Annotated in this window: 16 protein-coding genes and 1 pseudogene; 13 read left to right on the top strand and 4 right to left on the bottom strand. The window is 59.5% G+C overall.

What is annotated here, in order from left to right:
- The first annotated feature begins 956 nt into the window (after positions 1 to 956).
- From IVA81_RS31415 to IVA81_RS31405, 3 genes are read left to right on the top strand one after another with little or no spacing between them, the layout of a single operon-like run.
- Positions 957 to 1820, top strand: coding sequence for a YqaJ viral recombinase family protein (locus IVA81_RS31415; protein ID WP_247325241.1), 864 nt, complete (start codon positions 957 to 959; stop codon positions 1818 to 1820).
- Positions 1804 to 2985 (top strand): ERF family protein, encoded by a 1182-nt coding sequence (locus IVA81_RS31410; protein WP_247325239.1) that lies wholly within the window; start codon positions 1804 to 1806, stop codon positions 2983 to 2985. The genes IVA81_RS31415 and IVA81_RS31410 overlap by 17 nt, the downstream gene beginning before the upstream one ends.
- Positions 2982 to 3632, top strand: a complete 651-nt coding sequence (locus tag IVA81_RS31405; RefSeq protein WP_247325238.1) for a hypothetical protein — start codon at positions 2982 to 2984, stop codon at positions 3630 to 3632. The genes IVA81_RS31410 and IVA81_RS31405 overlap by 4 nt, the downstream gene beginning before the upstream one ends.
- 332 nt (positions 3633 to 3964) lie before the next feature.
- On the opposite strand, the pseudogene IVA81_RS31400 reads toward IVA81_RS31405, so the two are convergent.
- The 4 genes and pseudogenes from IVA81_RS31400 to IVA81_RS31385 form a co-directional block, all read right to left on the bottom strand.
- Positions 3965 to 5288, bottom strand: a pseudogene (locus IVA81_RS31400) (UDP-glucose/GDP-mannose dehydrogenase family protein).
- A gap of 113 nt (positions 5289 to 5401) precedes the next feature.
- Positions 5402 to 6349 carry a GDP-L-fucose synthase gene (locus IVA81_RS31395; protein WP_247325237.1) on the bottom strand — a complete coding sequence of 316 codons (948 nt, stop codon included), beginning with the start codon at positions 6347 to 6349 and terminating at the stop codon, positions 5402 to 5404.
- Positions 6330 to 7400, bottom strand: a complete 1071-nt coding sequence (gene gmd / locus IVA81_RS31390) for a GDP-mannose 4,6-dehydratase (protein ID WP_247325235.1) — start codon at positions 7398 to 7400, stop codon at positions 6330 to 6332. Before gmd ends, IVA81_RS31395 begins: the two co-directional genes overlap by 20 nt.
- An 823-nt stretch (positions 7401 to 8223) precedes the next feature.
- Positions 8224 to 9153: an ABC transporter substrate-binding protein gene (locus IVA81_RS31385; protein WP_247325221.1), complete on the bottom strand. Its 930-nt coding sequence runs from the start codon at positions 9151 to 9153 to the stop codon at positions 8224 to 8226.
- Positions 9154 to 9523: 370 nt separating this feature from the next.
- On the opposite strand from IVA81_RS31385, the gene IVA81_RS31380 reads away from it, so the two are divergent.
- From IVA81_RS31380 to IVA81_RS31335, 10 genes are all read left to right on the top strand, one after another.
- Positions 9524 to 10966 (top strand): undecaprenyl-phosphate glucose phosphotransferase, encoded by a 1443-nt coding sequence (locus tag IVA81_RS31380; protein WP_247325220.1) that lies wholly within the window; start codon positions 9524 to 9526, stop codon positions 10964 to 10966.
- 19 nt (positions 10967 to 10985) lie between these two features.
- Positions 10986 to 11948 carry an NAD(P)-dependent oxidoreductase gene (locus IVA81_RS31375; protein ID WP_247325219.1) on the top strand — a complete coding sequence of 321 codons (963 nt, stop codon included), beginning with the start codon at positions 10986 to 10988 and terminating at the stop codon, positions 11946 to 11948.
- An 81-nt stretch (positions 11949 to 12029) separates the two neighbouring features.
- Complete coding sequence (locus IVA81_RS31370; protein WP_247325218.1) at positions 12030 to 13040, top strand: NAD-dependent epimerase/dehydratase family protein; 1011 nt, start codon at positions 12030 to 12032, stop codon at positions 13038 to 13040.
- A gap of 175 nt (positions 13041 to 13215) precedes the next feature.
- A complete protein-coding gene (locus IVA81_RS31365) occupies positions 13216 to 13755 on the top strand; it encodes a hypothetical protein (RefSeq protein WP_247325217.1) in 540 nt (179 codons plus the stop codon).
- Positions 13756 to 14009: 254 nt separating this feature from the next.
- Positions 14010 to 15149: a glycosyltransferase gene (locus IVA81_RS31360; RefSeq protein WP_247325216.1), complete on the top strand. Its 1140-nt coding sequence runs from the start codon at positions 14010 to 14012 to the stop codon at positions 15147 to 15149.
- Positions 15146 to 16159, top strand: a complete 1014-nt coding sequence (locus IVA81_RS31355; protein WP_247325215.1) for a glycosyltransferase family A protein — start codon at positions 15146 to 15148, stop codon at positions 16157 to 16159. Before IVA81_RS31360 ends, IVA81_RS31355 begins: the two co-directional genes overlap by 4 nt.
- A gap of 138 nt (positions 16160 to 16297) precedes the next feature.
- Positions 16298 to 17437 carry an O-antigen ligase family protein gene (locus tag IVA81_RS40750; RefSeq protein ID WP_247325214.1) on the top strand — a complete coding sequence of 380 codons (1140 nt, stop codon included), beginning with the start codon at positions 16298 to 16300 and terminating at the stop codon, positions 17435 to 17437.
- 2 nt (positions 17438 to 17439) lie between these two features.
- Positions 17440 to 18684 (top strand): hypothetical protein, encoded by a 1245-nt coding sequence (locus IVA81_RS31345; RefSeq protein WP_247325212.1) that lies wholly within the window; start codon positions 17440 to 17442, stop codon positions 18682 to 18684.
- Positions 18681 to 18947 (top strand): hypothetical protein, encoded by a 267-nt coding sequence (locus IVA81_RS31340; protein ID WP_247325210.1) that lies wholly within the window; start codon positions 18681 to 18683, stop codon positions 18945 to 18947. Before IVA81_RS31345 ends, IVA81_RS31340 begins: the two co-directional genes overlap by 4 nt.
- Positions 18944 to 20089: a glycosyltransferase family 4 protein gene (locus tag IVA81_RS31335; RefSeq protein WP_247325208.1), complete on the top strand. Its 1146-nt coding sequence runs from the start codon at positions 18944 to 18946 to the stop codon at positions 20087 to 20089. Before IVA81_RS31340 ends, IVA81_RS31335 begins: the two co-directional genes overlap by 4 nt.
- Positions 20090 to 20100: the final 11 nt, after the last annotated feature.

Below are 20100 nucleotides of genomic sequence, written 5' to 3'. Positions count from 1 at the left end.
GGCAGATGTACGGGCGCGCTAAGCTCGATCTCCTTCAGGCAAGGCTGATTGGCGCGCCATAAAAACAATCACGATCATCGAATATGCGTCAGAGCCAATATTGCAAGCCGAATGACAAACGTCTCAGAACACGTCGTTGTGCAGCACGGGCGGTCCTTTCATAGCGCTCAAGGCCGGCAAGACGCTTCAGTTGTTTTGGGTTCGGGCAATCTAGCAACGCAGCGAGCATGCCATGGCGGGCCTCTCGGATGTGGGCCAGCCATATATTGGCACGGACAAGGTCATTTACGGTCGAGGCATGCTGTCGCTGCGCAAAGCTCACCGTGATTGCGCCAGCAGCTGCGTCAGAGCCGACATCGTCCTCCAGGTTTAGGCGCGAGAGCCCGTGTTGTCGGGCGTTGCGGCTCGACCGCGCCTTACCCGTCTCAGTCTTCGGGCCCGTGCTTCGCTTGGCGTTCAATCGGTTCGCCGTGATTTTTCGTTTTGACGCCATGCCGGCTTGTACTCGGGTCCCACTCTTTTCCCGACACCTCGCTCGAAATGCCTATGACTTCAAGCCTCAGATCAAGAAACAGTGACGATCGGAGGACGTTCGTTGCTACCCGTGCATTCGGGAGGGAATCGGCCGAACGCGGCTTAGAGCGTTTGAAGACCATAGGCGCCGCCCCGCTCTCTTATACTTGCCGCGCGCTCGTTTGGCTTTGATTTGTCAATTTCGGGCGAGATCGAGTCCCACGCGGTCCGCTCGTCTGGAGCTTTCCCTTTGCCGATCGTTGGCAATGATCTCGCGCCGACATGAGCAACAAGATTGCTGCAGAAAGGACTGGCATTCCCATTCGATTGGAGCGTTACTGAGTCGGCCGGGCGCGATGGCAGGGCCGGTATCTCCCCTCGCGGACGCGGGGCTTCAGGCAGTGCGGCGGGAATCGCCGCTGTTCCTGGAGTAGGAGATACCAGTGCGTAGCGTGCAGAGTGACGGTCAAGTCGAGCCACAGCATCCAATCATCAGATTCACCCCGAACGACCGCCGCCATTTCATCGGCGGCTCGGATGCCCGCATCATCATGGGGGATCACCAGGAGAACCTCATCCGGCTGTGGCAGGAAAAACGCGGCGAAATCGAACCGCAGGATCTCTCGGACAATCTGATCGTCCAGCTCGGGACCGTGACCGAGGTCTTGAACCGCGCCTGGTACCAACGCGCCAGCGGGCACACCGTCAAGGACATTCAGAAGCGTGTTCGGCACCCCGTGCACAAATGGATGGCGGCAACGCTGGACGGGACCGTCGAGCAGACCGGCGCCGTCTTCGCAGCCAAATTCATGCTGCCGTGGGACTTTACCGAGGAAGCCGCAGCCGAGAAGCACATGGCCCAGTTACAACACAACATGTGGGTAACAGCCGCCCGCAGTTCGGTGCTCTCGATCATCACCGGTGGCGGCAAATGGGTCGAGATCAAGATCCACGCTGATCCGCTCTATCAGCACCTCCTGCTCACGGCCGAAAAGAAGTTCTGGCGCTGTGTCCAAAGCGGCGAGCAGCCCATCCTCTTCAATATCGAAACACCTCGCCCAAGACTCGAAGCCGTCAAGGTCGTCGATATGTCGACCTCCAACCAATGGGCTGAACTGGCAGCGACCTACCTGCGGACGCGAGAAGCCCACGGCGAGCACGAAACGGCCAAGGCGGATCTGAAAAAGCTGATGCCGGAGGATGCCAAGGAGGCCACCGGCCACGGCATCAAAGCCAAACGTTCGAAATCGGGCGCGATCAGCTTCGAGGCTCAGCTGGCGGAGGGCTCCCATGCATCAATCCAGTGAGCGCATCGGGACCATCGCAGCCGCCCTTGCCCGGGCCCAGGCTGAACTGATGAACCCCGAGAAGACCCTGACGGCCATCATCAGGTCGCCCTTCCCGCGGGAGGAAGACCGGACCTTCCGCTACGCTTCCCTCGCAAGCGGCCTAGACATCGTGCGCAAGACGCTGAGCCAGCAGGAGATCGCCACCATCCAGACCACCCGGATCGAGCAGCCCACGGGCCAGATTCACCTCACCACCTTGCTCGCCCACGCCTCCGGGGAGTGGATCTCCTCAGATCTTCCGGTCTGCGCCGGCAAGGTGGCCGAAGCGCCGCACCGGATGGGCGCGGCGCTGACCTACGCCCGCCGGTATGCCCTATTTGCCCTGGTCGGAATCGCCGGGGAGGACGATCTGGACGCCCCGGACCTCTTAACAGGGCCTCCCGACGCCGCCGAGCCACAGATCGCACCAGGACCGAAAGGAAAGCCGCTCAAAGGGATCCTGAACCGCTCTCCCATCTTGCCGCCTGACCGCTCTGCTGAGCTATTGGACAGGCTCCTGGGCGAGCTTGCCCTGCGGGAAGGCGGCGAAGACCTGCTCGCTTGGGCCAAGATCAGCCTCCCGCTCAAGAACACTCTTCTGGAGGCGGACGCCCGCGTTCTCGAGGCCGCCTACCAGAAGAGGTTCGAGGAAGCTGCCCTTGCCGATATCGACGTAGCAGACCAACAGCCCGTGTTAGCGGTTGGACAACTCTTACCCGAGGAACATCTTTCACACGCATCCAGCAACATTGAGGCGCCTGCCAACGCCTTTTCCGGAGCTCAGGACGGCCTCGCATTGCCGAAGGAGCCGCCTCGGAGGCGAAGCAAGGATCACCTCGCCTTCATCCGCAGCCAGGGTTGTCTGGTCTGCCAGAAGACTCCCGCTGATGCGCATCACCTGAAATTTGCTCAACCACGGACCTTGGGTCGCAAAGTCAGCGACGAGTTCACGGTGCCGCTGTGCCGATCGCATCATCAATCCCTGCACCGAGAGGGGGACGAAAGGGCCTGGTGGACCAATTTGCAAATTTCGCCTCTACCGATCGCGAAGGAACTTTGGGACGCGAGTCCCGTCCACCTGACGAACGGAACAAACGTTGCCGCGACGACGCCTGGTCCGCTATCGGAGGCGCGAGGTCAATGAATGGTCCCGTCAGCCTACCTCAACCGCAGTCGGGAAGCGTCGTACCGTCTGAGTTCGAGGCGCTGTGTCCCCCGCCTCAACTTCTGCCTGGAGAGAACATCGACCACTATCATGCGGTCCAGGCCGCAATCTTCCGCGACATCGCCCCTCAATCCGCTATTGAATGGCTACTTGCCATCGATATCGCCGAACTCTCCTGGGAGATGCAACGTTATCGAGTGTTGCGGCATAGACTCCTGATCACCTACCGTCAAAAAGCGATCGAGATGACGCTGCGCCGCATCGATGTAGTAGGCATTGCCACGGACTTCCAGGACGCGGCAGAAATCTACACCATCCATAACGCCCTGGATTGGCAACTGGACGCGTCTGCTGCGCGCGATATCGAGACCCGTCTTCGATCGTACGGCTTTGATCAACATGCGATCAGCATGGAAGTCTACGTTCAGGCTCGCGAGATCTTAGCTCTGTTTGAATCGCTCCTGAACGGAGCTCAGCTTCGACGCCTGCTGTTGCTTAAGGAGGTAAACAGCCTTCGCGGCTCAAAGGCGGCAGATCTTAGAAATGTTGCTCGGCACAGAGGTCACCCAAGCGGCGTCGCGTCTCCGAGAAGAAGTCTCACTGACGAGGCCTTGCAGGGACCATAGCGTCATGCGGCAAGCGACCCTCTGGACCACGCCTTGGCGGATGCGTTGGATCGGTTCATTATCGAGCGGGTGGCTTCAGACTCCTATCCGCCACATGGATAAAGGAAATCACTGTCTTCCAGACCCATCGTGCGCTTCTTTGCAATTTCGCCTTGCAGGCCTAGCGGGTGCCCCTGCGGATCCGGAAAATTCAAACTCTTCGATATTCGCATTCAATGCGGATGATGCCGTCTACCGAGACGGCATCATTGAAGGTGAGCTCCCGTTACCCCATACACCATCCAGTGCTTGTGAATGATGCTCCCGGACGACAGTCGGCTGGGCGCCGTTGGTTAACTCCTGATTGTCTGACCGGCACGTCCCACGCTCTCATAGGTGACGCCAGCGGCTTCCATGTCTTCAGGGCGGTAGATGTTGCGCAAGTCGACGACGACGGGCTGCGCCATCACGGTCTTCAGCCGATCGAGATCGAGCGCGCGGAACTGCACCCATTCGGTGACGATGACGAGCGCATCGGCGCCTTGCGCGCAGGAATAGGCGTCCTCGCAATAGGTGATGTCAGGCAGCTCGCCCTTGGCCTGCTCCATGCCGACGGGATCGAACGCCTTGACCGTTGCGCCCATGTCGATGAGACCCGTCACCAGCGGGATCGACGGCGCGTCGCGCATATCGTCGGTGTCGGGCTTGAAGGTCAGGCCGAGCACCGCGATGGTCTTGCCGCGCAGCGAGCCGCCGAGCGCCTGGCTCACCTTCCGCGCCATCGCACGCTTGCGGTTCTCGTTCACGGCCAGCACGGATTCAACGATGCGCAGCGACACGTCGTAATCCTGCGCGATCTTGATCAGTGCCTTGGTGTCCTTCGGGAAGCACGAGCCGCCGAAGCCGGGACCGGCATGCAGGAATTTGGTGCCGATGCGGTTGTCCAGGCCAATGCCGCGCGCGACCTCCTGGACGTTGGCGCCGGCCTTTTCGGAGAGATCGGCGATCTCGTTGATGAAGGTGATCTTGGTCGCGAGGAACGCGTTCGCGGCGTATTTGATCATCTCGGCGGTGCGGCGTTCCGTGAACATCAGCGGCGCCTGGTTCAGCGACAGCGGGCGGTAGATGTCGCTCATCACCTTGCGGCCGCGTTCGTCGGAGGTGCCGACCACGACGCCGATCGGGAAACTTGAAGTCACGGATCGCGGCGCCCTCGCGCAGAAACTCGGGGTTCGAGGCGACCACGACGTCGGCGGTGGGATTGGTCTCGCGGATGATGCGCTCGACCTCGTCGCCGGTGCCCACAGGCACGGTCGACTTCGTCACCACGATTGTGAAGCCTTGAAGCGACTGCGCAATCTCGCGCGCGGCAGCATAGACGTAGGACAGATCGGCATGGCCGTCGCCGCGGCGCGAGGGCGTGCCGACCGCGATGAAGACGGCATCGGCGTCCGCGACCGGCTTCTTCAGGTCGGTGGTGAAGTCGAGCCGCTTGGCCTTGACATTGGTCGCAACCAGCTCGTCGAGGCCGGGCTCGTAGATCGGGATCTCGCCGCGATGGAGCGCCGCGATCTTCTTCTCGTCCTTGTCGACGCAGGTGACGTCGTGACCGAAATCAGCAAAGCAGGCTCCGGACACCAGTCCCACATAGCCCGTGCCAATCATCGCAATACGCATAAGGAACCTAGCAGGCCCAACATGTGAGCAGGAGGCATAGAAATCGGAATAAACCTTAACCGCATCCCGCAAACAGATGCTAGGCGCTTGCCACGAGCAGCAGCCCGCGATGATTAGTTTTGCAGCCTGCACAAATAGGCCTCGTAGGCTAGCTTCAGGCCAACCGTGAGCGGTGTTCGCGCGGACCAACCCGTTTGCGCCAAACGACTGACGTCGAGGATCTTGCGCGGCGTCCCATCCGGGCGTGAGGTATCGAACGAGATCCCGCCGCGATAGCCAACGATGTCCGCTACAAGACGCGCAAACTCGGCAATACTGATGTCCTTGCCGGTCCCGATATTGATCAAGTCCGAGCTCGAATAAGTCTTCATCAAATGAACGCAGGCATCGGCCATGTCGTCGACATAAAGAAACTCTCGGCGCGGCGCCCCCGTGCCCCAAACCGCGACGCTGGATGCACACAAGACCTTTGCCTCATGGAAGCGGCGAATCAAGGCCGCAACGACGTGGCTATATTCATGGTGATAGTTATCGCCGGGACCATAGAGATTGGTCGGCATCACGCTAATGAAATCGGCGCCGTACTGGCTGCGATAGGCTTCGGTCATTTTGATGCCAGCTATCTTTGCAATCGCGTAAGGCTCGTTGGTCGGCTCCAGTGAGCCGGTGAGCACTGAGTCCTCGCGGAGCGGCTGCGCCGCCAACCTCGGATAGATGCAGGACGAGCCGAGAAACATCAACTTCTCGGCTCTGTTTAGATGAGCCGCATGGATGATGTTCGCGGCGATTGCCATGTTGTCGTAGATGAATTCGGCGCGCAGCGTATCGTTGGCAACAATACCCCCGACCTTAGCGGCAGCGAGGAATATGACCTGCGGTCGCGCCTTCGCGAACCAATCGAATACAGCGGCCTGGTTGCGGAGGTCAACCTCGCCCCGGTCCACAGCAAGAAGCTCAACATCCTCTAGCGCCAGCCGTCGCACGAGTGCGCTGCCGACCATACCTCGATGGCCGGCGACATAGACGCTCTTGCCTTTGAGTTCAAATGGTACGTTTGCCACTGCCCACGTCCTGTTTCGCGTCGGCCAAATCGCTCGCCACCATTTCCTCTACGAGCTGGGAGAAGGTCCGCTTCGGCTTCCAGCCGAGCTTCTCGCGCGCCTTGCTGGCGTCGCCTACGAGAAGATCGACCTCGGTGGGCCGAAAGTAGGTTGGATCAATCCGCACCACGGTCTTGCCGCTCGTCGCACAAATGCCGGTTTCGTCCACACCCAGGCCATGCCATTCAATTCGACGTCCGACCTGCGCGAAGGCGAGCTCGACCATTTCCCGCACTGAGTGCGTCTCGCCGGTGGCGAGCACGAAGTCGTCCGGCTTGTCCGCTTGGAGAATCATGTGCATGCCCTCGACGTAGTCCTTCGCATGCCCCCAATCCCGCTTCGCCTCAAGGTTGCCAAGATAGAGCGTATCCTCAAGCCCAACTTCTATGCGAGCCACGCCGCGGGTAATCTTGCGGGTGACGAACGTCTCGCCGCGGAGTGGGCTTTCGTGATTGAACAGAATGCCGTTGCTTGAAAATAGGCCATAGGCTTCGCGGTAGTTCACAGTGATCCAATACCCATAGAGCTTGGCGACACCGTAGGGCGAGCGCGGATAGAATGGCGTCGTCTCCTTCTGCGGAATCTCCTGCACGAGGCCAAAGAGCTCGGACGTCGAAGCTTGGTAGAAGCGAGTCTCCTTCTCCATGCCTAGTATGCGGATCGCCTCCAGAAGCCGCAGCACACCGATCGCATCGGCATTGGCGGTGTATTCCGGGCTTTCGAAGCTAACAGCGACGTGGCTTTGCGCGGCGAGGTTGTAGATCTCAGTCGGCCGGATCTGCTGCATCAAGCGGATTAGGTTTGTCGAATCCGTCATGTCACCGTAGTGCATCAAGAAAGGCACGTTCCCCACATGCGGGTCCTGATACAGATGATCGACCCGCGCAGTGTTAAATGACGACGACCGCCGCTTGATGCCGTGAACGATGTAGCCGAGCGACAGAAGATAATCGGCGAGATAGGCGCCATCCTGGCCGGTCACACCGGTGATTAAAGCGGTTGGCTTACTCATAGGCTACCCGAGATTATGGGAAGGTACTCAATCATCACGCTTGCGCGCGCGAAATCACCGAATCGAACTTCTCTGCAGAGCAGAGCAGATCAAGCTGCCATAGGTCACCGCATAACCGCGGCTAGTCAACTGGCGGTATTGTGGTGCGCCGAGAAGGCCGCTAGATCGAAAGCGCAATCGTGCACGTCGGTTTCGATGACTTAAGTGTCGGCCGAGCTGCGCAGTAGCTACGCCACCCAGCACATCAGCCCTTCACGCCGGGCTATGCCCGTCACATACGGAAGAGGTTCACGAGGCCAATAAGTCAAGCTGCCAAAAGTGAACGATCGCGAGTGTGTAAGCCGCTTGTGTCAATACGCGCGACGCAGCACGGGACCAACTGGCGCGCACACGCGATCCATATACCAGCCATAAGGCGTCTCGACCCGCACCAAGGGACAACGGCGCGCCGGCACATAGCGGTATGGGTAGGGCTGCGCCCAGAACGTAATAGGCGTCACTCGGCTCTGACCCGTGAGCAGGGCCGCCGGTGCCGGCATCTGCATCGCGGCGCTAGCTCCACTCGCTGCGCATAGGGTAACCGTGACGGCGAAAAGGCCTGCTCGCATCAACGTCGAAAACATCCCGAAAAGCTCCTCGCGCCTGCGGATTTAATCCCCGTCGCGCTCGCCACATCCCAGTCAACCGAAGCGCCTTGGGTGAGCCGCGCGGCTAGCCTAAATAGTTGAGGGAATTTACCAACGCCGCCGGCAGAAAAGCAACCGCTGCCAGGTGGCCGAGAGCTTTTTGGGTCGATATGGCGCGCAGGTGTGGCTTCTTGGTCCTACTTGTCCTCACTCCAGGCCCCCGGGGCAGCGAGCTCGGGTGAACGGCGGTACACATCCCGAAGAAACCGGTAGTTGACCGCCTGTGCCAGCGGTACATCCTCTTCACCCAGCTTGGCGAAGAGCAGGATATCCCGAAGCGTCCGCCAGCGGCTTTCGTCGTAGTCCCCGATACGGCCGCCCGTCGGCAGCACGAGCGAGCGCTGCTGCTGCAGCTCGAATATGAGCCGTTCGGGGTTCAACCGGGCCTGGCCGCCGCCGACGAGAACGGGCACGCTCCTTGCATAGTCCGCATAGGCAAATTGCCACCCTCGAATGAGCCCCCGAAGAACATCGGCGATCACGGACGGCTGGTCATGAACGAGATCATTGCTGGCGAAATAGACCAGGCCCGGGACATGGATGCCGTAGTCCTGCGGTTTGATCACGTTCAGCTTCACGAAACTCGGACTGGAGGGACCGGGCTGCTCGTCGATGGCGGCGACGATCGCATCCACCTCCCCGGCCTTCAGAGCCTCGAAGCTGTCGCGGTCCGGGACCTTGGTAATCTGGCTGCGGGGAAGCCCGAGCTGCGCCATCATTGCATCAAAGACGACCTCCCCCTCACTCGCTCTGCGATACCCGACCGTCTTCCCGACCAGGTCAACCGGCCGCCGCAAGCCCGAGCTTTCGAGCGTGAAAATCGCGACCGAGGTATCGAGAAAGCTGGCAGCAAAGGCGGTCACAGGGACGCCACGCCAGCTCGCCAGCAGGAACTTCTGGCCACTTGTCACGCCGATGGCATGTTGGCTTGCAATCGCCTGGACGAAGTCGGGGTCGGGTTGAGCCGCCAACTCAATGCGCGAGGAGAAATATCCCTGCTTCGATGCAGAGAGTTCGCCGGCGAATCGTGCGCCATGTGGCCCGTCCAGGAGGAGCTTGACCGCCACCCCTTTGGAGGTTGGCGCTCGTACAGGAGCTGCATCAGGGCGAAGAAGGAGAAGCATAGTGCCTGCCAGTGCCACAGCAGCAAGGCTAGTAGTGAGGTAACGTTTCCCTCTCGGCCGGGTCTGCCGCCGGGACTGAGGTCTTAACGAAAACTTCCTAATGAGTTGTGGATTTGACATATCACTTGAGGCGAGATGAGCTACAATGTACCTTGGAGGGTAAGGTTAATTTTTCCTTCACCTTGTTTTAACAGCGATTTTGACCGATAGCACGGCTTCTTCGGACAATTAATTTTGCTTCAATGGATTTGGCAGGATGTCAATTGTTTCTACTCGACCTGTGCCCGTCCCTGATTCTGCGACGGGAATTCGCGTGGTCGAGCAAACCGCATCAACATCTAAAGGGTTTTCGCCGAGCTGGCTGCGCCCGGCGGTTGTTGAACGCTTTTTAGCCTTAGTTGATGCGGCGTTGATCGTGATCAGCGGGATTGGCTGCGCGGTCGGCTACCTCCTGTGGACCGCGGGCAACGTTGGCAAAGCCGACTTCTACGCGGCAGCTAGCGTCCTGATTGCAATTAATTTCATCCTTCTGACCTTGGTACAACAGGGCTACCGACTCAAAATCATCACCGACCTGCCACGCACGTTGCGGATGACACTGACGACGTGGACCGGCCTGTTCGGCGCGCTGCTCGCTATCGCCTTTACGATGAAGGTCAGCGAAGAGTTCTCCCGTGGCGCCACGATCTCGTTCTATCTGGTGGGCCTCGCCGTCCTTCTAGCTTGGAAGACCGTGGCCGCGCGCTTGACCGCGCATGCCTTGCGCACCGGCGCCTTTGCCAACGGCCGTGCGATTATGATCGCCGAGTTCGGCCTTGCCACCTCCTCCAACGCGGTCGACGACATCGGCCAGCACGGCTACCGGCTGATGCGAATCATGGAGATCCCCGCGAGGGAGCTGACTTCGCCGCTACTGCTCTCCTCGCTCGCGCCGCGGTTCGAGGAGCTGATTGCCTATGCGCGCGAGAACCGGATCGAGCACATCTTCCTGCTTATTAACTGGGGCCGGCAGCATGTGATCGATAGCATTTTGGACGTGCTGAAGATCCTCCCCGTTCCGGTACATCTGGTCCCGGACGCCCACACCGCGCGCTTCTTGCGCTATCCGCTTTCCGGCACCGGCAGCACATTCATTGCCGAGTTGCGCCGCGCTCCGCTGTCCTTGCGCGAGCGGGGGCTCAAGCGCGCGCTGGACCTGGTCGGCGCGAGCCTTGCGCTGTTGGTATTCGTGCCGGTGATGCTGGTGACCGCGATTCTGATTAAGCTGACCTCAAACGGCCCAGTGTTCTTCCGCCAGACCCGCCACGGTTTTGGGGGGCGCGCGTTCAGGATTTTCAAGTTCCGCACCATGCGCGTGCTCGAGGACGGCCCGACCATCGTACAGGCACAGAAGAATGACCCGCGTGTCACGCCGATCGGCAAATGGCTGAGAAAGACCTCGATAGACGAGCTGCCGCAACTCCTCAACGTGCTCAAGGGCGAGATGTCGCTCGTCGGCCCCCGCCCGCACGCGGCCGCCCACAACACCGAATATGAGCAAATCATCGGCAACTACGCCTTCCGCCACCACGTCAAGCCCGGCATCACCGGTTGGGCCCAGGTTAATGGTTACCGCGGAGAAACCAATACGGTTGATCTGATGCAGAAGCGCGTCGAACTCGACCTCTGGTACATCAACAATTGGAGCCTCTGGCTGGACATCCTGATCATCATGCGAACCGCTGTGATCAGCCTCGCGCAGGCTAAGGCTTATTAACGCGAACCGGAATATTGAAATGCCTAGCTCAATAGTTGTCTTTGGAGGGGCCGGCTTTATCGGCACTCATCTGCTTCGCCGCCTTGTTTCAGAAGGAACGAACAGCATTATCTCCTTCGATCTCAAGGAGCCTAAGGAAAGACTGCCAGGAGTAACTTACCGCGTTGCCGATGTGCGTAACCTCCGCGAGCTTAACGTAGAATCCGACGTCGCTCGCATATACAATTTGGCAGCAATCCACACCACTCCCGGTCATGCGGAACACGAGTACTTTGAGACGAACGTCGCCGGCGCAGTAGAGATAACCAGCTTCGCGTCACGGCATGGCGTTGCCGAAATCATATTCACGAGTTCGATTTCTGTATATGGACCCGGGGAGTCCGTGAAGACAGAAGAGACGCCGTTGGAACCTGTTACCTCGTATGGATTCTCCAAAGCGCTTGCCGAGCGCATACATCAAAATTGGTTCGAGGCAGATAGCAATCGCAGGTTGACCATCGTGAGACCCGCCGTAGTCTTCGGTAAGGGCGAAGGCGGCAACTTCACGCGACTTGCGAGGCTACTCGAGAAGGGCTTCTTCGTTTACCCGGGACGAAAGAACACGGTGAAAGCCTGCATTTACGTCGGCGATTTGCTTGACGCGATTGAGTTTGCTCGATCGTCCCCCGAGCGTTTTGTGTTGTTCAACGCATGTTATCCGGATCGCTATACGATTGAGGATATTGTAAACGCGTTCCGATCAATTTCTTTTCCAAATACGCGAGAATTTCTCATTCCCGAGCCAGCCGTGAAGGCTGCAGCAGCCATTCTCAAGCCATTCTCTGCTGTTGGCTTGGGCATTCATCCCGACCGTGTCATGAAGCTCGTCAGGTCCACCGATATTGTCCCTGGCTGGCTTCAATCCAAAGGGCAAGCGCAGCTTGGACAATTGCAGTCCGCCCTGCTCCGCTGGAGAGACGAGTCATCCGGATTGTTCACATAGCGGCCGACAGAATGGCCATAGCCGAGGCCTTGCGACCAATCATTCGAGCGCGACTTGCGCCTTGATCAATCGAGCTAAGATATGACCATTCCTATTGTAGTCACGGGTGCGGCAGGGTTCATCGGTATGCATGTCGCCGAACGACTGCTGGATCAGGGTGAAGAGGTAATCGGGGTCGACGTCTTTAATGCCTATTATAGCCTCGCCCTGAAGGACGCCCGGGCGGCTCGCCTCGAAGGCCGACCCGGCTTTCGCATGGTCCGCATGGACATCGCTGACCACGGTGCCTTCGCCGAGTTGATAAAGACCTCCGGCACCAAGCGGGTGATCCATTTGGCCGCCCAAGCCGGGGTTCGCTACTCGATTGAGAACCCCTTCGCCTACGAACGCAGCAATCTCGCTGGACACCTTTCCGTGCTGGAAGCATGCCGCACGGCTGAGATCGAACACCTGGTCTACGCTTCTTCGAGCAGTGTATACGGCGACCGACCGCTAAACGGCGAAGGCTTCCGTGAGACCGACCCGGCCAACGACCCCGTCTCGCTCTACGCCGCCACCAAGCGCTCCTGCGAAATGCTAAGCCAGAGCTATGCCCGCCTATACGGCTTTCCACAAACGGGCCTGCGATTCTTCACCGTCTACGGTCCCTGGGGACGGCCCGACATGGCTTATTATGGTTTCGCCGAAAAAATGCTGAAGGGCGCGTCCATCGAGGTTTACGGCGAAGGCCGGATGGCCCGCGACTTTACCTACATCGACGACATCGTCGATGGCATTTTGGGTGTGCTCAAGCATCCGCCAGCACCAGGCGGCCACGAAATTTATAACATTGGTGATAGCGATCCGGTCGGGCTGATGGACATGATTGCGACACTGGAAGCCGCCTTGGGCATCGAGGCCAAGAAGGTGCTCGTGCCGATGCAACCTGGCGACGTCCCCGCTACTTTCGCCAATATCGACAAGCTCAAGGCCCTCTGCGGCTACAAGCCCAAAATCAACCTAGCCGAGGGCTTGGCCCGCTTCGTCGCGTGGCGAATAGATTTCGGGAACGGATTCAGAACCACGGAAATGAAGTTCCCCGTCCCTAGGTAATTGGGAAGCGTGCCCCGCTTTAAGTCAACAGAGCATGAGCGATCTCCTCTCCGAAGTACGACAAAGTTCCGATCACCGGCGCTACAGGCCCGTCGGCACGCACCTGGCGCGCCGCCTTGTCGAGAGGGTAAGACGGTCATCGGGCCCCGTGTCCGCATACAGCAAGTCCAAATTGATGGCCGAGAAAATTCACGAGAACTGGGAGCGCGCAGCGCCGGATCGATTCCTAAGGACCGTCCGGCCGGCGGTCGTATTCGGCCAGGGCGAGGGCTGCAAAGGCGTGTTCGTTTTCCCGGGACGTCGCCACACCATCAAATCGTGCATCTATGTCGAGGACTCGATCGATCTGATGAAGGCCGCCGCCGACCTTGGTCAGCCACACGTGGTGCTGAACGGCAGCTATCCAGAATGCCCAACGCAGGAGAAGATCGTCACGACTCTTCGTGACGCATACTCCCCCGAAGGCGAGGTTGCTGGACATTCCCAGCGGTGTGGCAATTACCGCCGCCAAGGCCATGAGCTCGGTCAGCGGGCTGGGGCTAGGCGTCCATCTCGAGCCCGTGAAGTACGCTCGACCCATGTCTTTCCCGAATGGGGTCTGAAGCAGGGGCTATTCCGCGATGGCGCCTTCGTCTCTGGCGTGGACCACAGGGCGGTGGCAACGGAACGCACCTTCATCTACCGCGCCGAGCTGATCGAAATGTGTTGGCCTTGACCCTGGTGAGCCCTCGGCGACACGACGCAGTGGACCGGCCGCAGTGCAATCCCCGCTATTCTCGACAGCTACGCCCCACCGGCCACCATCAATTACTTCGTTGCTGAGCGACCAGCAGCCTTAACCCGTCGACTAGACCGCCGAGCCCGACAAGATCGTCGCTATCAACCATAGGCACCAAATTTGGAAGCAATCCACTAGCCAACACTTTGCAAGCGTGCGACGCAGCATCGCGCGAAGCAAATGGGGAAAAGATGATTATCGTGCATGTGCTCACGCGTTTCTTGCGTGGCGGTTCTGAAGAGAACACTTTGACTACTTGCCGGGCGCAGGCTGCGGCCGGGCATGACGTCGTCGTAGTGCACGGACGAGATTTCGATCCGGCTTTGCAAGCAGAAGCGGCCGAGACAGTGCGAGTTATCGAAATCTCCAGCATGGTGCACCCGATCTCGCCGGCCAACGACATAGCCGCGGTGATCACAATGTCGGCGCTGTTCCGCAAGCTCGGCGCGCACGTGGTGCACACCCATCAGAGCAAAGCCGGTATTCTGGGCCGCTCGGCCGCCGCGCTGGCCAAGACGCCGACCGTCATCCACGGCGTTCACATCCTGCCCTTTGTCAATGTCGGCAAGGCGCAAGAGCTAATCTATGTCGCCGCAGAGCGCTTCTGTAGCACTTTCACCGACGGCTTCATCAACGTCAGCCCGTCCGTTCGCGACATCTGCCTGCAATACAAGATCGGCAAGCCCAGCAAGCATTTCGTGGCATTCAGCGCCATGAACGTCGATCGGTTCAAGTCTCCGGCCCCCCCTGCGGATTGGCGCGAACTGCTCAACGTAATGGGAGCACAGAAACGCCCGCCAACCGCGATTATGCTGGCCTCCTTCGAACCCCGTAAGCGTCAGTTGGAACTGATCCAAGCAATACCCGAAGCGTTCGCGGGCCTGCCGGATTGGCGTCTGGTATTTGCTGGCGTCGGCGAGACCGAGGACGAAGCAAAGGCGCTTGTCAAGCGCCTGGGCCTTGAGGACAAGATCCGCTTCGCCGGCTTCCGCAAGGATCCGGAGGCCATCATCGCCCTGGCCGACGTCTGTCTGCTGACCTCGATGCGGGAAGGCCTTCCGCGGGTGCTGGTGCAATACGCCGCGGCCGGCAAGCCCTCGGTCGTCAGTCGGCTGCCCGGCGTTGAAGATGTGGTTCGTGACGGCGTCAGCGCTGTGCTCACGCCGGCCGACGACGTGGCCGCCGCCGCGAAGGCCGCTGGCGCGCTTCTGGCCGACAAGGCGCTGCTGGAGCAACTGTCCAAGGGCGCGTTGGCGATCGATGTCGATGCCTGGTCACCCCGCTCGATGAACGCCGCAATCGACAACGCCTACAGCGATATTATGAAATGACGATTCCTCCCAATGGCGCAACCGATACGCGTCCGCACATCACTATCTTCATCACCAACTTCAATTACGCCCGGTTCATTTCGCAGGCGATCGAGTCCGCCCTCGCCCAGACCTACGACCGAGTTTCGATCATGGTGGTCGACGATGGCTCGACTGACAACTCGGTGGAGGTAATCCAACGTTATTCAGAGGTACGCCTTCTGTCAAAGCTGAACGGCGGTCAGGTCTCGGCCGTGATCCATGGAACGGCGACGCTTTCCGGGGACATCGTCATCTTCCTAGACTCGGATGACTACCTATATCCTCACGCCTGCCAAGAGATCGCTGCTGCCTACGCTCCAGGCATCAGCTTGATTCAGTACCGTCTCGACAAGAAGAGGAGTGGGACGGCGGTTGGTCAGTATCCCGATTTCCCGTTCATGGATGGCGACCTGAAAAGCAAGGTCCTGCGGCATGGTTTCATCCACTCGTCGCCAACGTCGGGCAATGCGTTCTCAGTAGAACACGTGAGGCGAATGCTCCAGACGATTGATCCTTCCACCGAGGGGCGCAACTATATTGACGGCTACCTCATTTTCAGCGCGCCCTTCACTGGCACCGTCAAAGTGATCAATCGGGCGCTGGGGGCCTACAACGTCCACGGTGCGAACGTGTCATTGGCTGGCGGTAAAACCTTGAAATCCGTGACCAATTCTATCAATAGTGCTATTTGGCAGCGGAAGGGCTATTTGCGGATCGCGTCCCCTGACGGGGGGGAGACCGAGATCGACGCGAAGGCGTTGATGAGTCTGTCGGCTAGCCAGTACCGCAACGCTTTTCTTGTGGAGAAGGCGTACGGAACACGGTTGGTAGGCGAAATGAGCAGGGCATCGCTGGTCATGAAATCGATGGCCCGGTTCTTGCGATTTCCGGGAATGTCGCCTGCCAGACGCGTCTATAACGCCGTGGCGGCCGCCGCTCTCTTCGTGGCGCCGGCGTCGGTTTGCCGGAAACTCATACCACGCAGCTAGGGAGCACGGGCTCTGCCGACTTACGCTTCATCGCTTTCGAGGACTAGCCCGCAGCGACCGTTAGGTGCCGCGCGCGCCTCGGCTATACCCTATTCGGCTTCGAATGGGTGGTTGCTTGGGGGAATGCTCCTATTCTTAGTGAACCGCTTTCTGGACAGTGCCTTTAATGTGCCAGTCCTAGACATGGTTCTGCCTCTTATGGTCCTCGGCTTCGCTCTGGCCGAGAAGCGCGCAATCCACATCATGCAGATGACCTCGTTTTGGATCCTGATCATCCTGTTGATCTGGGTCTGCTTCTCGTTCGCCATAAACCATGTCCCCGCCGCCAGCTGGATACGACGGCTCGCGGTGATCGTAACCACCTTCCTGCCGATTCTGCTGTTCCGGACAATGCGTCGCCATGAGGCGCTGATCGCGTTTACTGTCGGCTGCATCGTCGGCTTCAGCTTCTATTTCGTTTCGGCGGTCGCGATCGAGTTAAGTCATGGCAGTGTCTCACGTGAACTGCGTGGCATTCAGCCGACGCCCGTGGTCGCAATGGCCCTGTATCTCTGCCTGAAGAACGAGATGTCAAAGTTAGTGCGATGGACTCTGATCACCTCCACTGCGGTTAGCGCACTGATCGGCTTGGCAATCGACGCGCGGGGACCGATTATAGCCTTAGTGATGGGTTTGGCCTTGTGGCCCGTTGCGGCAATGCGCGCGCGTAGCTGGCTATTGCCCCTGATCGCGGCACTTGGCTTCGCGGCCCATTTCCTTTACGGCTTGAATTATAGCGCTTATGGCGCCCTATTGACGAGCGGCCACTATACGGTAAGCAATGCTGAGCGAGCTTACGCGATCGACTTTTGTGTTTCGTTGATCAAGAGCGCACCGTGGTTTGGTCAATCACCCGACGACTATGGAATGACCTTCGCGCACGCCTATGATTCCTTGCCGGGCATCTGGCGGCAAACCGAGGGCGTTTTGAGCCCTCACAACACGTTCCTCGAATACTCGGTCTTCTATGGTGTACCGACCGCGATCTTGTTGCTGGTGATCTTGTGGGCAACTCTGCGTGCTGGCGGGGCGCGTATAGCGCGGTACCCGTTAGTTTACGCGCTGGTAGTCGCCGGTGTGGTGCGGCTCGGTGCCTTCTACGGTATCAGCGGCTGGATTCGGATCGAGTGGTTCGCCCTGCTATTCCTAATGTTCCATATCGGGGCGCAGTCGCAACTTGGCCGAGCCGCCGCGCGGTCTCAAGGCAACCGGCGCGTACCCGTTGTCCGCAAGAGCTGACGATGTTCTATCGTATCCTGAAACTCCTCGGCGGGATGACCACCTATTCAGCGGGACAGTGGCTGATGGTCAGCCTGCTCGCCCATCTGGGTGGACCGGGGCCCGTCGGTCAGCTCAGTTTAGCGCTGTCTTTGGTGACGCCACTGGCGGTGCTGTCGTCATTGTCCTCTCGCATGCTGCTGCAGATGGATCCTCGTAGAGACGGCGACCTGTTCCGCGACTATTGGCACCTGCGTTTAGCCACCACGGTGATATTCTTCATTGTAATCATCGGAATCGTCATGTGGCGACGTGACGACGTCAGCCTAACTCTGTCGATCCTATTCGTTACGCTGTTCCGGGGTGTTGAAAACGTTAGCGACGTGCTGTGCGGCTTGGCCCAGAACCGCGACGATCAAAACATCTTGAGCATGTCGCTGTTCTATCGCGGTCTCGGTACGGTCGTTCCGTTCGTCGTGGTCTACCTAGCCACCAACAGTCTGCCTTCCGCTTTGGCTTCGGTGGCCGCGGCTTGGGCTCTAGTGGCGTTCAACGATTGGTGGCGGACGCGAGCATGGCACGGGCGCTTGATGCCTATCGCCCACAGGCAGATCGTAGGGTTGGCCCGGCGTTCGCTGCCCATCGGCCTATCAGTTTTCCTCAGCGGTTTCAGCATCGTCGTACCGCGGCTTATGTTGGAATCATATGAGGGGGTCGAGGCCCTGGGCATATTCTCAGCCCTGACCTACACCATCACCCTGGGCAACCTGTTTGTGGGCTCGATCAGTAACTCGATGCTACGCAACGTAGCCACTTATTGGCAGGATGGAGACACCAAAGCATTCTTTCGCGTGATCCTTAAGTCTAGTGCCGTGCTGATGGGCATGTGTGCTGTTGGGATAACTCTAGCGGCTGTATTCGGAAAATGGATACTGCTCGTCCTCTATGGGCCGCAGTTCACCTCCTACACTACGCTGTTCACTGGTGTGGCGATCGCCGCCTCGTTCGTACTACTAGCTGGCTTGTGGGCTTACCTGGTGATCGGAACGAACTCTGCTTACTTCCAGCTCTGGTCGAACGTCGCCATTGTCGCTGCGGCCTTAGGATCGTCCTACATGCTAATTCCGCGCTTCGGCATCTGGGGGGCAGTTATTGTGCTGTTCGTCGTCAGCGCAACTAGGATCGCCTTGACCTTGGCCAACGTCGCCTATGTGATACGGCGCGATCAAGCACCTCGCGCGCAAGCTCGGCAGTTGAAGAGCGCATGACCACGAAGCTTCCGGCGCCTGTGGGCAACATTACTGCCAATCACAATAACAAGCCTTGGATCGATCCCGCCGTGCTGAGTTTCCTACGTCGCGATCTTGGCACCCGCATTACGAGCTGTAGCCATCTGGTCGCGCACCTTTATTGCCGTCCTAAAGGCTTCTACCAATCCGCGCCTGATGCCCTTGGTGTTAGCCCGTCTTGCGCGCCTGTCGGACCGCTGATCCGCAGGCACCGGGCCATCTTCGGAGCGAAATCGAAATGATGGCCGGCCCAGCCCGCGGTGTCATCATGATGAGCTGCGAATACCCGCCATTCCCTGGGGGAATCGGCACCTATGCCGGCGGCGTCGTCGCGGCCGTGCGCCGGGCTGGCTATCCCGTCACGGTGATCGCGCCGTCCTATCCCGAACTTCCTGCCGGGCTGCCGGAGCCGAACACTCATCGCATCCTCGGGCATCACAGGGTCAAACCGAAGGCGGTGCTATCACTCCTGTCGATCCTGCGCCGCACGCCGCACGACAGTTTGCTGCTGGCCGCGGACATCCGCAGCGTCCTTGTACTGTACGTGTTGAAGTCCCTGCACCGCCGAGCCTATCGCGTAATGGTTCATGGCAGCGAAGCTAGCAAGTTCCGCGCGGGCTCGCTGGGGCTCCGCTTGGCACGACGCGCCTACATGGGCGCGGAATTAGTCGCCTACAATTCGGTGGCCACCCAGCAAATTTTCCACCAGAACCTCGGCCAGCCTCGGCGTGAAGCCGTGACCTATCTGGGCGTCGAGCCCCACTGGTTCGATCCCATCGACGGCGGCTTTGAAAATCCAGCCCTTCAGGCCATCCCAGCCAAAGCGACGTTGATCGTCAGCGTCGGACGGCTGGAGCCGCGCAAGGGTCAGCTTGAGACCGTTCGCGCTATCGCGCGGGCGCGAGACCAGCACGGGCTGACCGACCCGGTCTACGTGATCGCCGGTCGGCCCGAGGCTCAGGCTTATGCCGATGCCGTACGTAACGAGGCTGAGCGCCTTTCCGTGCGCCTGGTCGCACCGGGCCGCATCTCCGATGACGACCTAAAGCGCCTTTATCGTCGGGCGGCCTGCCATTGCCTGCTGGCCGAGGCGCTGCCGGGCAAAATTGAAGGGTTCGGCCTGGTGCTGCTGGAAGCCGCCGCGCAAGAGTGCCCCTCGGTTGCGACCAGAGTGGGCGGTATTCCGGAAGTCGTCGGCGAAGCTGGCGTTATTGTGCTGCCGGGAAATTGCGATGCCGCTGCCGCAGCCATCTCGCGCTGCGCACGCGAGAACGAGTACCGGATGCGATTAGGGTTGGACGCCAAGCGTCGCGCGGCAGACTTTTCATGGGATGAGTGTGCGCGACTGACCTTCCCGGAGCTAGATACAGGGGCCCAGCAGTGATTATCGTCGTC

The sequence above is a fragment of the Bradyrhizobium sp. 141 genome (genome assembly GCF_023074055.1).
In the GTDB taxonomy this organism is placed as follows: Bacteria; Pseudomonadota; Alphaproteobacteria; order Rhizobiales; family Xanthobacteraceae; genus Bradyrhizobium.
This window is presented reverse-complemented; position numbering and strand designations above follow the sequence as displayed.

What these genes read in the sequence shown, in the direction of transcription:
- gmd (WP_247325235.1), bottom strand. Translation starts at nt 7,400, where the DNA reads ATGAGTAAGCCAACCGCTTTAATCACCGGTGTGACCGGCCAGGATGGC.
- IVA81_RS31345 (WP_247325212.1), top strand. Translation starts at nt 17,440, where the DNA reads ATGTTCTATCGTATCCTGAAACTCCTCGGCGGGATGACCACCTATTCA.
- IVA81_RS31340 (WP_247325210.1), top strand. Translation starts at nt 18,681, where the DNA reads ATGACCACGAAGCTTCCGGCGCCTGTGGGCAACATTACTGCCAATCAC.
- IVA81_RS31365 (WP_247325217.1), top strand. Translation starts at nt 13,216, where the DNA reads ATGGCCGAGAAAATTCACGAGAACTGGGAGCGCGCAGCGCCGGATCGA.
- IVA81_RS31355 (WP_247325215.1), top strand. Translation starts at nt 15,146, where the DNA reads ATGACGATTCCTCCCAATGGCGCAACCGATACGCGTCCGCACATCACT.
- IVA81_RS31405 (WP_247325238.1), top strand. Translation starts at nt 2,982, where the DNA reads ATGAATGGTCCCGTCAGCCTACCTCAACCGCAGTCGGGAAGCGTCGTA.
- IVA81_RS31375 (WP_247325219.1), top strand. Translation starts at nt 10,986, where the DNA reads ATGCCTAGCTCAATAGTTGTCTTTGGAGGGGCCGGCTTTATCGGCACT.
- IVA81_RS31335 (WP_247325208.1), top strand. Translation starts at nt 18,944, where the DNA reads ATGATGGCCGGCCCAGCCCGCGGTGTCATCATGATGAGCTGCGAATAC.
- IVA81_RS31370 (WP_247325218.1), top strand. Translation starts at nt 12,030, where the DNA reads ATGACCATTCCTATTGTAGTCACGGGTGCGGCAGGGTTCATCGGTATG.
- IVA81_RS31360 (WP_247325216.1), top strand. Translation starts at nt 14,010, where the DNA reads ATGATTATCGTGCATGTGCTCACGCGTTTCTTGCGTGGCGGTTCTGAA.
- IVA81_RS31410 (WP_247325239.1), top strand. Translation starts at nt 1,804, where the DNA reads ATGCATCAATCCAGTGAGCGCATCGGGACCATCGCAGCCGCCCTTGCC.